At 40.2% G+C, this 15,238-nt stretch carries 15 protein-coding genes; 12 read left to right on the plus strand and 3 right to left on the minus strand.

Annotation, left to right across the window (positions count from 1 at the left end; translation table 11 throughout):
- Window positions 1-55 precede the first annotated feature (55 nt).
- The 12 genes from pilM to trpS all read left to right on the plus strand — a co-directional run bounded on the left by pilM (window position 56) and on the right by trpS (window position 11,808).
- Window positions 56-1,087 carry a type IV pilus assembly protein PilM gene (pilM, locus tag HWV03_RS01490; RefSeq protein ID WP_255547168.1) on the plus strand — a complete coding sequence of 344 codons (1,032 nt, stop codon included), beginning with the start codon at window positions 56-58 and terminating at the stop codon, window positions 1,085-1,087.
- Complete coding sequence (locus HWV03_RS01495; RefSeq protein WP_211678182.1) at window positions 1,087-1,647, plus strand: PilN domain-containing protein; 561 nt, start codon at window positions 1,087-1,089, stop codon at window positions 1,645-1,647. The genes pilM and HWV03_RS01495 overlap by 1 nt, the downstream gene beginning before the upstream one ends.
- Complete coding sequence (locus HWV03_RS01500; protein ID WP_211678183.1) at window positions 1,644-2,222, plus strand: type 4a pilus biogenesis protein PilO; 579 nt, start codon at window positions 1,644-1,646, stop codon at window positions 2,220-2,222. The genes HWV03_RS01495 and HWV03_RS01500 overlap by 4 nt, the downstream gene beginning before the upstream one ends.
- A complete protein-coding gene (locus HWV03_RS01505) occupies window positions 2,219-2,746 on the plus strand; it encodes a pilus assembly protein PilP (protein ID WP_211678184.1) in 528 nt (175 codons plus the stop codon). Before HWV03_RS01500 ends, HWV03_RS01505 begins: the two co-directional genes overlap by 4 nt.
- Before the next feature lie 21 nt (window positions 2,747-2,767).
- Window positions 2,768-5,032, plus strand: coding sequence for a type IV pilus secretin PilQ (locus tag HWV03_RS01510; RefSeq protein ID WP_211678185.1), 2,265 nt, complete (start codon window positions 2,768-2,770; stop codon window positions 5,030-5,032).
- A gap of 212 nt (window positions 5,033-5,244) precedes the next feature.
- Entirely contained in the window at window positions 5,245-5,760 is a 516-nt protein-coding gene (aroK, locus tag HWV03_RS01515) for a shikimate kinase AroK (protein WP_211673772.1), read from the plus strand.
- Window positions 5,761-5,770: 10 nt separating this feature from the next.
- Window positions 5,771-6,880, plus strand: a complete 1,110-nt coding sequence (aroB, locus tag HWV03_RS01520) for a 3-dehydroquinate synthase (protein WP_211678186.1) — start codon at window positions 5,771-5,773, stop codon at window positions 6,878-6,880.
- Window positions 6,858-8,345: an AAA family ATPase gene (locus tag HWV03_RS01525; RefSeq protein WP_211678187.1), complete on the plus strand. Its 1,488-nt coding sequence runs from the start codon at window positions 6,858-6,860 to the stop codon at window positions 8,343-8,345. The genes aroB and HWV03_RS01525 overlap by 23 nt, the downstream gene beginning before the upstream one ends.
- A gap of 69 nt (window positions 8,346-8,414) precedes the next feature.
- Complete coding sequence (locus HWV03_RS01530; RefSeq protein WP_211678188.1) at window positions 8,415-9,227, plus strand: Dam family site-specific DNA-(adenine-N6)-methyltransferase; 813 nt, start codon at window positions 8,415-8,417, stop codon at window positions 9,225-9,227.
- Between the two features lie 148 nt (window positions 9,228-9,375).
- Window positions 9,376-10,050, plus strand: coding sequence for a ribulose-phosphate 3-epimerase (rpe, locus tag HWV03_RS01535; protein WP_211673776.1), 675 nt, complete (start codon window positions 9,376-9,378; stop codon window positions 10,048-10,050).
- Window positions 10,043-10,714, plus strand: coding sequence for a phosphoglycolate phosphatase (locus HWV03_RS01540; RefSeq protein ID WP_211678189.1), 672 nt, complete (start codon window positions 10,043-10,045; stop codon window positions 10,712-10,714). The genes rpe and HWV03_RS01540 overlap by 8 nt, the downstream gene beginning before the upstream one ends.
- Before the next feature lie 92 nt (window positions 10,715-10,806).
- On the plus strand, window positions 10,807-11,808 hold the full coding sequence (trpS, locus tag HWV03_RS01545) for a tryptophan--tRNA ligase (RefSeq protein ID WP_211678190.1): 1,002 nt from the start codon (window positions 10,807-10,809) through the stop codon (window positions 11,806-11,808).
- An 88-nt stretch (window positions 11,809-11,896) separates the two neighbouring features.
- Here the strand turns inward: trpS and HWV03_RS01550 are convergent, their stop codons facing one another.
- The 3 genes from HWV03_RS01550 to HWV03_RS01560 all read right to left on the minus strand — a co-directional run bounded on the left by HWV03_RS01550 (window position 11,897) and on the right by HWV03_RS01560 (window position 15,219).
- Window positions 11,897-12,532, minus strand: coding sequence for a bifunctional 4-hydroxy-2-oxoglutarate aldolase/2-dehydro-3-deoxy-phosphogluconate aldolase (locus HWV03_RS01550; protein ID WP_211678191.1), 636 nt, complete (start codon window positions 12,530-12,532; stop codon window positions 11,897-11,899).
- A 67-nt stretch (window positions 12,533-12,599) separates the two neighbouring features.
- Window positions 12,600-13,208, minus strand: a complete 609-nt coding sequence (locus HWV03_RS01555) for a MarC family protein (protein ID WP_211678192.1) — start codon at window positions 13,206-13,208, stop codon at window positions 12,600-12,602.
- 271 nt (window positions 13,209-13,479) lie between these two features.
- Window positions 13,480-15,219 (minus strand): bifunctional protein-serine/threonine kinase/phosphatase, encoded by a 1,740-nt coding sequence (locus HWV03_RS01560; RefSeq protein WP_211678193.1) that lies wholly within the window; start codon window positions 15,217-15,219, stop codon window positions 13,480-13,482.
- Window positions 15,220-15,238 lie beyond the last annotated feature (19 nt).

Here is a 15,238-nt window from a genome sequence, read left to right on the forward strand (position 1 = left end):
CATAGAGTTGAAGGTCATCATGCTAAAGCTGTTTAAAAGGAATCAGACAGTGGCAATGATCGGAGTTGATTTTGGATCATCGTCCGTAAAAGCCCTAGCGCTGTCTAAGCGATCAGAGCATTATGTGGTAGATATGGTATCAGAGGTTGCAACGCCAAAAGGATGTGTCGTTGATCACCAATTGCAAGATATAGAAGCATTAATTAATGTGTTGCAACAAGTGCGTCAAGATTTTCCTTTCCGTTATAAACAAGCTGCTACTGCCGTATCTGGTACGAATGTTATTACAAAAATTATATATGTTGATACAGACCTTTCTGGCCCAGAGCTTGAAATGCATATCGAACTGGAAGCGGAGAGTTTAATTCCATTTCCGCTTGACGAAATCAGCCTAGATTTTGAAATATTAGGCGTTAATGACAATAATCCCAGCAAGCATAATGTGTTGTTGAGTGCTACTCGTACCGAAAGCGTTACTTCATTAGCGGGCTGTTTAGAAGAAAATGACTTTATCCCTCAAATTGTCGATGTAGCTGCACATGCGTTAGCACGATCTCATGATCTTTATTTACGTTTGGCTGAATTACAAGATGATAGCAAGGTGGTTGCTGCAATAGATATTGGCACCAATATGACTATTTTTTCAATGTTGCATCAGGGTGAGTCGATTTATTCTCGTGTGCAAAATTTTGGTGGCGAAAATTACACGCGAACAATCAGCGAGCATTATAGTTTAAAGCGTGACGAAGCAGAGAAAATGAAACTCGCTCAAAACTTGCCGTTGGATTACGACATTGATGTTCTCGCCCCTTATATAACTGCATGCATCCAACAAATCCGTCGTAATGTACAATTGTTTACTAACTCAGGATCGTTACAAAAGATTGATATGATCACATTGAGTGGTGGCTCTGCATTAATCATGGAGTTGGCTCAACAAGTTGAAAACGAATTGGGGATTACTACTCGGGTCGCGAATCCTTTTGCACAATTTGATTATTCTGAAGATGTCGAAGATAAAGCGCGTTTAATCGCTAATGGTCCTCGTTATATGGTGGCACTTGGTTTAGCGATGAGGGCTTTATAATGTCAAATATTAATCTTCTACCTTGGCGAGAAACCGAGAAAAAGTCCCGACAGCAGCGTTTCTTTACCTTAAGTGGCATGAGCCTAGGTGTTACCTTGTTGGTTATGATGATATTAAATATGGTGGTTGGTGGTTACATCAGTAATCAAAAGCAACGTAATGCCTTGTTGATGCAAGAGATGCAAGTTATTGATGTCAAACTAGGTAAAATTAAAGAGTTACGAGGGCGTAAAGATAAACTACAAGAACGTATTGATTTAATTCAAAGTTTACAGCGTAGTCGCAATACTCCAACACAGTTAATGAACACCTTGCCGCAATTGGTTCCAGCCGGTGTTAATCTCGCCACTCTCACGTTTAAAAATGACATTATTAAAATAAATGGCACCAGTGATTCGAATACGCGTCTTGCGGTATTATTGCGAAATATTGAGGAATCAACTTGGCTCAGTGATGGTAATTTAGACTCCATTATTGCTTTGTCAGAAGCAGAAGGAAATCGTTTTGAAATGCGATTTTCGGTAACGCCAATGATGACGGATGAGGGAGAGCTAGAATGAATTTACAGGAACTTAATGAACTTGATCTTGAAGATCTTGGTAATTGGCCTAAGCCCGCTAAAATAGCCATTAATATTATATTTTCAGTGTTAATTGCTGCGTTATTTTATTGGGTTTTTATTTCGACTTCACTACAAACACTCGATAATCTTGAAAAGAAAGAGGCGAGTTTAAGGTTACAGTTTGAAGCAAAAGCAAGTCTTGCTGGTAACTTAAGTTTATATACCGATCAGATGTCGGAAATGGAAAATTTATTTAACAGTATGCTTAGGCAGTTACCATCCAAAAGTGAGACAGCTGGATTGCTTGATGATTTGAGCTATATTGGTCAGCATAATGGTTTGCAATTACGTAAATTCAAATGGTTGCAGGAAGTAAAACGAGACTTTTCTTATGAAGTACCCGTTAATCTTGAAGTGATAGGGACTTTTCATCAACTTGGTCAGTTTACCAGTGATATTGCAGCGTTGCCACGGATTGTAACGCTAGAAGATTTCACTATTACTAAGTTGCAAGGGGAATTACTCAAAGTGAATATGATTGCCCGTACTTATCGTTATAAGGGGGATAAATGAAGCGTATTAGTAGCCTAATTTTTCTATCTCTGACGGTAGGTGGTTGTACCACGGATAATCAGGATCTTGTTGATTATATTAATGAAGTTAAAGCGCGTAAAATGGTTCAAATTGAAAGTGTACCGGATATGGAAAGCTTTGTAGCTTTACATTATTCTGAAACAGGGGCGCGTAATCCCTTTTCAAATCCTCGTCCGGAATCGGTAAAAGCAGAAACACCGTTTCCACAAGATTGTCCGCAGCCTAATTTTGCGCGGATTAAAGGACCGTTAGAAACTTACTCATTAGATAATTTGGACATGCATGGCACCCTTGGAAGTGATAAACACCTTTGGGGATTGATTAGAGCAAGTTCGGGGGAAATATTTAGAGTCTCACCAGGTGATTATATTGGACTTAATCACGGTGAAATACTCGATATTACTAAAAACTATATTGAACTTTCTGAGTTGATATTAACAGGAAAGGGATGCTGGCAAGTACGTACGACCCAAATTCCACTCAGTAACCAAGACCACAGTTAAGCCATTTTCAGGGATGATAAAATGACTAAATCACATGTAAGATGTGCCAAAATAGCAAAAATTTTGGTGTTATGGACGACCATTTTATGTTCTGCTTTCAGCTTTGCTGAACCGCAACTAAAACAAATTCATTTAAACGCTTTGGCAGAGGGGCAGTTAGAGCTCGAACTGGAGTTTAGTGAAAATGTTGTTGAATATGCAGATAAGTTGCAATATTCACCACATCAATTAATTATTTTAGTACCGGATGCTAGCTCAACCTTACTACTTAACCCCGTGGTTATCGAACAAGGTAATGTATTAAATGTAGCAGCAGAACGTGTTGATTTAGGCCTTAAAATTACCATTGCTTTAGATGAACTCGTACCGTATCAAATCATTCAAACTAATAACAGCTTAATCGCAACGTTTGGTTTACTTACTAGTGATGTGACCGTACCTGAAATCACAGATAATACCGCGGATATGGATACTTTGGTGCTTGCTGTTGAGCCGACAGTTGCCACTACCGGCAATAGTGCAGTGCTGCCAGCTGCCTCTGTTATTGATAGTAATATTGTTAGCCTTGATGTACCTTCTGCGACAGTAAATCCTTCATTGTTAGTCACTAAAGATGGTCGTCAAGTGACAGTGCAGTCGCCTAAAATTGAAGAGATTATACCGGTTGAAGAAGATGTTAGCGGTTTTGTAAACCAAGTGCGCGGGATTGATTTTCGAACTGGTAATGATGGCAGTGGTAAGTTAATTTTAACCATGAAAAACAGCTCTATGGCCGTTGATATTCAACGTAAAGGCAATAAATTAATCGCAAAGTTTCACAGTACGGCTATTTTGAAAAAATTGCTCTATATTTTAGATGTGGCTGATTTTGGTACACCTGTAACCACGATTGAAACTTTTCATGCTGAAGGTGTGACTGCGTTTGAATTAGACGTGAGTGATGATTTTACTTACCGTTATGATCAAGCTGATAATATTTTTGTGATTGAAATTACTAAGCAAGATCCAGATGAAAAAACCAGTAAATATCAAGGACAAGCGATTTCACTTAACTTCCAAGATATTCCTGTGCGTACAGTATTACAGTTAATCGCTGATTTTAATGAGTTTAACTTAGTTACCACTGATTCTGTGAATGGTAATATCACCCTGCGTTTAGATAGTGTACCATGGGAGCAGGCTCTTGATATTGTCATGAAAGTGAAAGGTTTAAGTAAGCAGCTTGAAGGTAATGTACTGATGGTTGCCCCTTCGGATGAATTATCGGCATTAGAGCGCCGTGATCTTGTCAGTAAAAAAGAAGTGGAAGATTTAGCTGAGTTACAATCAGAATTTATTCAGATTAGCTTTGCAAAAGCCGCTGATATCACAAAGCTTTTAGCACAAAAAGATTCTAGTCTGTTATCATCGCGGGGTTCGGTTAGTTTTGATGCACGTACGAATACGCTATTAATTAAAGATACAGCGACAGCAATCGCTAATGTGAGGCGGATTGTTGACGTATTGGACATTCCGGTTCGCCAGGTGGTTATTGAAGCGAGAATGGTGTCTGTAGTTGATAATCTGGATGATGAACTTGGGATCCGTTGGGGTCTAGGCGGTAGTACTGACATTGGCAGAGGCTTTGGTTTATCATCGGGTTCGATTGAAGGTAACGATGCTACTGCTGGTGGTCATGTACCTGCTATTGGTGACAGACTCAATGTTAATTTACCCGTGGCATCACCTGCTGGTTCTATCGCTTTTCAGATTGCTGAATTAGCGAATGGTCAGATACTCGATTTAGAACTTTCAGCATTAGAAGCAGAACAAAAAGCTGAAGTGATTGCGAGTCCAAGAATTACCACTACTGACCAAAAGTCTGCGTATATTGAACAAGGTACGGAAATCCCGTATGTTGAATCAAGTTCAAGTGGTGCAACCACTATCGCCTTTAAAAAAGCGGTATTGGGTTTACAAGTTACACCACACATTACTCCGGATAATAAAATAATCTTAGATTTGAAAATTAATCAGGATACTCGTGGTGATGATGTGAAAACCGTTGGTGGTGAAGCTGTCTCCATTGATACCCAAGTTATTAGCACGCAAGTGTTGGTTGAGAATGGCGAAACTATCGTGTTAGGCGGTATATTTAAGCATGAAATTAAAAAGATTGTAACGAAAGTTCCGGTTCTCGGTGATATCCCTTGGTTAGGTGTATTGTTCCGTAGTACTAAGAATGTTAACCAAAAACGAGAGCTGTTAATCTTCGTTACACCAAAAGTGGTAGTGGATACGTTGTAACCTACCTTTGACAAAAGGCCGTAAAAACTATATAAATAGCGGTCTTTTTCTGCCTGAAATGTCATCACCTGGTTTTTTTACCGGGTGTTGCTGATTTTGGCTGTTGCCAAATGTCTCATCACTGGTTGCTGCAATCAGAGGACATTTTATAGGTAGGTCTGGTGCCCCTAAGAAAAAGGGTGTTATTACTTTAGATTTATTGAAGAGTTAAAATGGCTGAAAAACGTAATATATTCCTAATAGGCCCAATGGGCGCAGGTAAAAGTACAATTGGTCGCCAACTAGCGAGCCAGTTGCATTTAGACTTTATCGATTCGGATCATGAAATTGAACGCCGTACAGGTGCTGATATCTCATGGGTGTTCGATGTTGAAGGTGAAGCTGGTTTCCGTGTTCGTGAGGCGGAAGTGATTGACGATCTAACACAAGAGCAAGGTATTGTGTTAGCAACGGGTGGTGGCTCTATTTTAAGTAATGAGAGTCGTAATTACCTTTCTGCTCGTGGTGTAGTTGTTTATTTAGAAACAACTATTGATAAGCAGTTAGTAAGAACATCACGCGATAAGCGTCGCCCTTTACTACAAACTGAAGAACCACGTGAAGTTCTGGAAACATTAGCTGATGCTCGTAATCCTTTGTACGAAGAGATTGCTGATTTTACAGTTAAAACAGACGAACAAAGTGCGAAAGTTGTGGCGAATCAAATTATAAAGTTATTGGATTTTTAATTGGAGTAACATGGAAAGTTTAACTGTTGAACTGGGTGAGCGGAGCTACCCTATTTATATTGGTGAAGGCGTATTAACGCAAGTAGCGCAATTTACGGCTGCAATAACAACCAATAAAGTTGTCGTGATCTCAAACGATACGGTTGCACCGTTGTATTTACAACGCGTACAAGCATTGTTACACGACTATAAATTTGACAGTATTATTCTTTCTGATGGTGAACAATTTAAAACCCTAGATACTTTAAATGAGATCTTTACCGCGCTACTGCGTGAGAACTGTGGACGTGATACCACGTTGATCGCTCTCGGTGGTGGTGTTATTGGTGACATGGTTGGCTTTGCGGCCGCCTGTTACCAACGCGGTATCCCCTTTATTCAAATCCCGACGACTGTGTTGAGTCAAGTTGATTCCTCGGTTGGCGGTAAAACGGCAGTTAATCATCCGTTGGGTAAAAATATGATTGGTGCTTTTTATCAGCCCAATGCTGTTTTTATCGATACGGATTGTTTAGCGACCTTGCCTCGACGCGAACTGGCGGCTGGTATAGCTGAAGTGATTAAGTATGGGATCATTTATGATGCGGACTTTTTTGTTTGGCTAGAAGAAAACATTGCAGCGCTAATGGCGCTCGATACGGCTGCGTTGGAATACGCAATTTATCGTTGTTGTGAAATTAAAGCTGAAATTGTTGCTATTGATGAAAAAGAGCAGGGCTTACGCGCGTTGCTCAATCTTGGTCATACATATGGTCATGCTATTGAAGCTGAAATGGGTTATGGCGTTTGGTTACACGGTGAAGCGGTTGCTGCTGGAATGATAATGGCAGCACAAACATCGGCATTAATGGGGCTATTAACAGCATCTCAAGTAACACGTATTGCTGCATTAATCGCGGCTGCTGAGTTGCCTTTACTGGCGCCAGCAGAAATGAGCTTTGATGCATTTATGAAGCACATGAAACGTGACAAGAAAGTACTTAATGGCCAGCTTCGTTTTATTTTACCAACATCAATTGGCAGTGCCGAAGTATTATCGACAGTAACTGAAAGTACGTTACGCGATGTGGTTAATTTCCATAATCAGGCGGATTCTAGTGCACTATTCAGTTCAAACTGAAATTTATTCTCAAACGCAGCTGTGTGAACGGCTGCGTCATCTCACACAATTCTCTTCACATTTATTATTCGTAAGCGGTGAATCCGGTTCAGGTAAATCAACGGTATTACGTAATTATGTAGAATCAGATCTTAATCAAAAAACCATTACAATTGATGCGCAGCAGTGCCATGATGATACGGAAGTTAGAACGCAAATATTACAGCAGATCAGCTATGATGGTCGTTTCAATGCGCATATAATGTTAGCCGAGAGCTTATCGTTACTTGCTCAGCAGCTTGAACATGAATTCACGCTATGTATTGATAATGCCATGTCATTATCGCCAGCAAGTATTGCTGAGTTTGCGCAATTAGTAGAATTAAGTCTTAATCATAAAATTAATATTAAAGTAAATATCATTTCATTTGCAGAAAGTAAGTGGGTTGATATAACCATACTGCCATTGGCAAAATCAGCAACCAATGTATTGGAGTTGGAAATGACCGTATTAGATTCGCAAGCCGCTGTGCAATTTGTTGAGCAGCAATTTAGTCAAGCTGATTATAAACCCACGTTTGTTAATCAGGATGCAATTAATCGTCAAATTGAAGCGTGTCATGGTAATCCAGCTGAATTAGCAAAATGTGCGCAAGCGATCATGCAGGGGCAGGTTTATCGCGCTGAATCACCAACGCCGAGTACGACGGATAAATCTGTGATAACATCAAATAAGTCATTTTATTTAGCGGCGATGATTACTGGCGTGTTGCTGTTAGGTAGTGTAGGCACATTTTTATATGACACTTATCAAACTGAGCAGGAACAAGCTGCTGATACCGTACTGAAAGAGCCTCTATTGCTTTCTCCTGTGATGACACAAGATGATGCAGTGACAACGGATGTAAATACAGGTGCAGGGGCTATCGTCGATGCGAGCGAACCTCAAATGTTGGCCAGTGATTGGGATGATGAGTTACCAACCGAAATAGGTCAAACTATCACGTTAACAGATCCTGTTGTGTCCGTACCAAGACCGCAAGTGGGTAAACAGCGAATTGTGATTGATGATGCTGCTGTGAATAAGATGATTGCCGAGCAAAAAACATCAGATACTGCAAAAGTAATTGATAGTAAAATGGTTGTGGAAGTCGCTGACAAAGTAGTACTAAAAGACGCTGTAAATACAGCTAAAACATTAACCAGTCAAGCTTGGTTGATGGCTCAACCGGCGAAAAATTATACATTTCAAATTGCAGGGTTAAGTCGTCAATCACAGCTAAAGCAGTATTTAAACGAGAACGAATTACCTGAAAATGTCTGGACATATCAAACACTACGTAACAACAAGCCTTGGTATGTGGTTCTTTATGGTAGCTTTACCAGTGTTGAGCAGGCGAATGCCGCGAAACTAAAATTGCCGGCGTCCGTACAAAAAGATAAACCGTGGCTGAAACGATTCGCTCAGATCCAAAGAGATTTATAAATAAACAGCGCAATTTAGCTGTAATCCATGTACAATCGGCCCCCTTTTATTTAGCGATATAAGTCACAAATGCAGAAAACGCGAGCCTTCTTAAAATGGGCCGGAGGTAAGTATTCTCTGGTTGATCATCTACGTGAAAAACTACCGACTGGTAAGCGTTTAGTTGAACCGTTTGTTGGCGCTTGTTCAGTATTTTTAAATACTGATTATGACGAATACCTGTTGAATGATATTAATCCTGATTTGATTAATATGTATAAGATTCTGCAACAAAAACCAGAGCAATTTATTGCCGATGCTCAGCGTTTCTTTACGCCTGAATTTAATGATAAAGAGCGTTATTACAAAGTACGTGAAAAGTTTAACAAAACTCGTGACCCTTATCAGCGTTCGTTAATGTTTCTTTACATGAATCGTCATGGCTTTAATGGTTTATGCCGTTATAACAAATCAGGTGGTTTTAATGTGCCATTTGGTTCTTATAAGAAGCCGTACTTCCCGTTAAAAGAATTACGTTTTTTTGCTGAAAAATCGAAAAAAGCCACGTTTATTTGTGAATCTTATTCTGAAGTTTATAAACGTTTACGCAGTGATGATGTCGTTTATTGTGATCCGCCGTATGCGCCATTAAGTACAACTGCAAGTTTTACTTCGTATGCGACCAATGGATTTAGTCTGGATGATCAGGCGCTACTGGCTAAAGTTTCTCGTGAAACAGCACAAGAGCGACAGATCCCGATATTGATTTCGAATCATGACATTCCTTTAACGCGTGAACTTTATCATGGTTCTATATTTGAGGTTGTTCAGGTTAAACGTACCATCAGCCGTAATGCTGGTAAGCGTAATAAAGTCGACGAACTGTTGGCGTTATACAGCTAAATCCTAATGTATTAACACTATTCGCTTTAATTTATCGGCCAATGCTGAGTTGTCAGTGTTATTCTGGTTTTATTATTTTACCCTAGGGGCTAACTTAGGGTAAGATTTGCACAGAGTAATGGAATAATAACAACTGAGAGCACGCTAAATGAAAAACTTTCTGATTGCCCCTTCAATTCTGTCTGCTAATTTTGCTAGCCTTGGCCAAGAAGTCGATGCTGTACTAGCTGCTGGTGCTGACGTCATTCATTTTGATGTTATGGATAACCACTACGTCCCTAATTTAACTATTGGTCCAATGATCTGTAAAGCATTGCGTGATCATGGTGTGACCGCGCCGATCGATGTGCATTTAATGGTACGACCGGTTGATCATATGATTAATGAATTTGCCAAAGCGGGTGCATCAATGATCACTTTTCATGCTGAAGCGTCTGATCATGTAGACCGTTCTTTGCAACTAATTAAAGAGCATGGTTTAAAAGCTGGGTTAGTATTAAATCCTGCGACACCTCTGCATTACTTAGATTATGTGATGGACAAGTTGGACATGATTTTATTGATGTCGGTAAACCCTGGTTTTGGCGGTCAAAGTTTTATTCCTTCCACCTTACAAAAATTACGTGATGTACGTAAATTGATTGATGCCAGTGGTCATGACATCATTCTTGAAATTGATGGTGGTGTTAAAGTTGATAATATCCGTGAAATTGCAGAAGCAGGTGCTGATATGTTTGTTGCAGGCTCTGCTATTTACGGCCAAGAAGACTATAAAAAAGTCATTGATGAAATGCGTTCGGAGTTAGAAAAAGCCAATGTTTAAGCTTATTTGTTTTGATTTAGACGGTACCCTTGTTGATAGTGTACCTGACCTTGCAGCTGCCGTTAATTGTATGCTGAGTGATTTTGAACGTGCTCATTTCTCGGAAGATGAAGTACGCGGTTGGGTTGGCAATGGTGCCCAAGTACTCGTGCAACGTGCGTTATCAGGCAGTGTTAATATATCTGATGATATTGATCCGGCATTATTTAATGATGCGCTGGCGTCATTTTTAAAGCACTATTCTGCAAATGTATATACACACAGCGTGTTATACCCAAATGTAAAAGAAACGCTAACAGCATTGAGAGAGGCAGGGTTTAAACTTGCTATAGTGACCAACAAACCTATGGTTCAAACCACGCCAGTACTTGAATTAGCGGGTATCAGTGAGTTCTTTGAACTGGTACTTGGTGGCGATTCGCTGGCTGAGAAAAAACCTAATCCATTACCGTTATTACATTGTTTAGAGCACTATCAGTTTAAAGCTGAAGATGCGCTAATGGTGGGAGATTCTAAGAACGATATTATTGCAGCACAAGCGGCAAACTTCACTAGCTTTGGTTTAACGTATGGTTATAACTACGGCATTCCAATTAGTGACAGTAATCCTGACTTTGTGGCAGATGATATCAGTGAGCTATTAACGGCAGTGAAATTAAAGTAATCGCCTACTTTAGCGATAAATAGCGTGATAAACATGATTGGGTAAGTAAGCTTGCCCACAATTGAATAAATTAAGAGATTGGGAATATATCTATGACAAAACCTGTGGTATTAAGTGGTATTCAGCCTTCTGGCAGTATGACTATTGGTAACTATATTGGTGCAATCAATCAATGGCTGGACATGCAGGAACACAGCGACTGTCATTTCATGCTTGCGGACTTACATACCATCACGGTACGTCAAGACCCTAAAGAGTTTAAATCTCAGGTGCTTGAAGGCCTCGCAATGTATGTTGCATGTGGTCTAGACCCTGAAAAATCGACTATCTTCTTACAATCTCAAGTACCAGAACATGCACAATTGAGTTGGTTACTTAACTGCTATACGCAGATGGGTGAATTAAACCGCATGACGCAGTTTAAAGATAAATCGAATAACTCTAGCAGCAGTAATTCAGGTTTATATACTTACCCTGTATTGATGGCTGCAGATATCCTGCTTTACCAAGCTGATGAAGTGCCTGTTGGTGATGATCAAAAGCAGCACCTAGAGTTAGCGCGTACTATCGCGACTCGTTTTAATAATATCTACGGTGATGTATTTAAAGTGCCAGAACCGATGATCCCAACTTTGGGCGCACGTATTATGAGCTTGCAAGATCCGCTGAAGAAAATGTCAAAATCAGATGCTAATCCAAAAGCATTTATCAAGTTATTAGATGATCCGAAAAAGATTGCTAAGAAGCTTAAAAGTGCAGTCACAGACAGTGATGAACAAGCGCGTATTTACTTTGATAATAAAGAAAAACCGGGTGTATCTAATTTATTGACGCTACTTTCTATTGCAACGAAACGCTCAGTTGCTGATCTTGTGCCTGAATACGAAGATAAAATGTATGGCCATTTGAAAGGTGATACGGCGGATGCAGTAGTCGCTATGATAGAGCCGATTCAAGCGCGCTACCATGAGTTACGTGCTGATGAGACTGAATTACAGCGTATTATGCGTGTTGGTGCTGAAAAAGCGTCTGAGCGTGCTGCTCCTACGTTAGCTAAAGCATACGAGGCTGTTGGTTTTATTGCTAATAAATAAACTGTTAGGCCCATTACTAAATAAAAGTATTACTGAATAACTTAATTGTTAAAGCCCTATATCATATTGGTATAGGGCCTTTTGTGATTTAGTGTTCCGCTACATGTGCAACAGCTTCACGTACGAGACGGCCAATCTCTTCCCAGTGTCCTGCCGTAATCAGTTTCGGCGCGACCATCCAAGTACCACCACAGCAGACGACACGCTCTAAACCGAGGTAATCAGACACATTGTTTTTACTGATGCCGCCAGTTGGCATTAGAGAAACGTCGACATAAGGCGCGAGTAACGATTTTACCATTGCAATACCGCCTGACGCTTCAGCAGGGAAGAATTTCATAAACGTTAAGTTAAGCGCTAAACCTTGCTCAATTTGACTGGGACTATTAACGCCAGGAACGATCGGCATACCAATTTCTTGGCAGTATTTTACTGTGGTTGGGTTTAGCCCTGGTGCTACGACAAATTCAGCACCTACTGCCTTTGCCTTATCTACTTGTTCGGCGTTTAATACTGTGCCTGCGCCAATACACATGTCAGGGTAGGCTTCACGCATTAGGCGGATAGCTTCAGTTGCCGCTTCTGTTCTGAATGTGACTTCTGCAACCGGTAAACCATTCTCTACTAAGGCTTTAGCCAATGGCACGGCTTGTGAAGCGTCATCAATTTGAATCACTGGGATGATTTTGAATTGCTTTAATTTAGCAATTAGATCTTTAGACATGGTTATGCTCCTGCTATTTGAAATTTGTCTGTCGCTATTGGGGAATAATAGCCCAGATGTCATGACATTAAAGTAAGAAATAAACCTTAATACCTGATAACACACTGTTGGTCGCGACGGCTGCCAAGATCATGCCCATCACCTTACTGATAATACTGGCGCCACTATTGCCAATGTAGCGATGGATCCAACTTGCTGCGAGCATGAAGAGAAAAGCGATAAATAATACCGACAGCATCACGCCCGCGGTTTGCACTTGTTGGAAAATGCTAAAGCTCGAATTCTCAGTGAGTAATACAGCTGCTAACATCGCTCCAGGGCTTGCTAGGGAAGGTACGGCGAGTGGAAAGATGGCTGTCTCACCACTATCTTTGACCATCTGCATTTCAGTATCAGGTTTGCTATCTCCAAATATCATGGACAGGGCAAATAAAAATAAGATGATTCCGCCAGCAATTTCAAATGCTGGTAACGGTATATCTATCGCCGTTAAAATTAATTCTCCTGCGACAATAAAAAAGAGCAAAATGACTGCTGCGGCACAGGCTGCTTGTAGTGCAATTTTGCGTTTCGATTTTTCATCAAACTGACAGGTTGCTGCAATAAATACAGGCACAGTTCCCACTGGGTCAATCACAGCAAAGAAAAATATAAATACCGATATATAATCAATCATAGTGGTTACCTATTAACTGAGGTGTGTGCTGATGGCAGAAAAGTGTGTGGAGTAATGTTGGCGTCGTTATTTTTATAATGAGTGTAAACACATTATTCATCGGTAATGGGCTCCTGTCATACAGTTGGTTTTTAATGATCTGCGGTTAAATAGGTTCAACTTTATAGATCAGTATTATACCTTGTATAGTATACGCATTTATTTAATACCCAATGATATTGAGGTGTTTTACGTATGTTTACATATAAGGTTAGATTTAACCTCGTATGGCTTAGCTAAATAATGAAATGCACAAAGCAAAGAGTAATAATAGTGAGATAACTTGCCAAAAACGTTCCGGATTCTTTTCAACCAATGTTTGCTTACGATTATTCTTATATTTGGGATTAGGATGTTGTAACTCATATAAGAGTTCGGATACATCTGCATGACGCTTATTTGGATTGAAGCGCAGGCCTTTTTTTATTGTGCCATCTAACCAGAATGGGACTAATGGGTTGTGTTCATAGGCCGGAATATACTTGGTATTAAGATAGGCCTTTTGGGTTCGGCAGGTTTCGAGTTTGCCATTAAAAGGTTGTTTACCTGTGAGCATTTCAAAAATTATAACTGAAATGGCGAAGATATCGGATTGCGCAGTACTGTCACCATTGATTACGGTTTCTGGGGCGGAGTAGGCTGCTGTGCCAAGGATCTTATCTCGCTGCAATGGGGTGGCTATTTCTGCGATGCCTTTGACGAAACAAGAACCAAAATCAATGATCTTCACTTGGCTATTATTATCGATCATAATATTACCCGGCTTTAAATCTTGATGCAGTGTTTCTTTACGATGAAAAGCACGTAAGCCTTTAATGACCTGTTCAACAATATTAAGTACATCTTGGATCGGCGGATTCGGATTTTGACTTATCCATTGCTCTAGGGTAATACCTTCAATGACTTCCATTAAATAATAGAGGTGGCTTTTTTTCCTGTTGGTTTCGACAATTTTTAAAATATGCGGGTTATGCAGTCGTGAGCCAATCCAGGTCTCCATGGTAAAACGCTCGATATAAGCATGATCATCGATATAATTGACCGAGGGTGCTTTCATGCAGTATTGCTGTTTGGTCTCCTTATCTTCGACTAAATATAAATGACTGCTACTACTGGCATGCAACTCTTTAATGACTTTTAGTCCATCAATTGATAACCCAGTGCGTAATGCGGGAGGGAAAGGCATGGAGGCAAGGTGCACATGCACATCTTCGGCACTGAGCTTAGGTAAACTGTCGATACGCAACAATTGGCAGCTGATATTATCATTACTGTTATTGGTCATTGCATGTTGAATTAGTTGATCGCAGCATGCTTCGAAATCACTCTCTGCAGATGTATGCGCTTGTTGCACCATATTCCGTAATAATTTATCGCTAACAAAATCATGCAAACCATCGGTTGATAATAAAAACACATCACCGACTTGCAATTCTACTTCTTTATAATCCACATCGAGGGTGACATCTAAGCCCATTGCACGGGCGAGATAAGACTGTTTACTATTAACAACAGTGGTGTGGTCTCGGGTTAATTGCTCAAGGCTATTGTTACGTAAACGGTATATTCGTGAATCACCAACATGCAGTAAATGCGCAGCATGTGATTTAAAGACAATGGCGCTTAAGGTGGTGAGGTAGCCTTTTTGAGCATCGGCAAATTGTCGACCTTGGCTGTATAGCCAACGATTGAGGGCTGTTAATACCTGACCTGTTGATTTACCAACGGACCAGGTTTCAGGTGTAGAGTAATAATCAGATAAGAAATTATGTACGCAGGTTTCACTGGCTTCTTTACCTGCTTCTGACGCGCTAACACCATCAGCGATAATGGCAACAGCACCTTTGGTTGTGAGCAGTAAGTCATCTGGAATGCGAATACCAATGGCATCTTCATTATGTGCTTTTATCCCTTCAACTGAGCGCTGACCAATGGTAAAGGTCGCACCGCCTTGTAAGTGCCATGGCGACATAATAACTCCCTGTAAATAT

It is taken from the genome of Moritella sp. 36, assembly GCF_018219415.1.
Classification (GTDB): Bacteria; Pseudomonadota; Gammaproteobacteria; order Enterobacterales; family Moritellaceae; genus Moritella.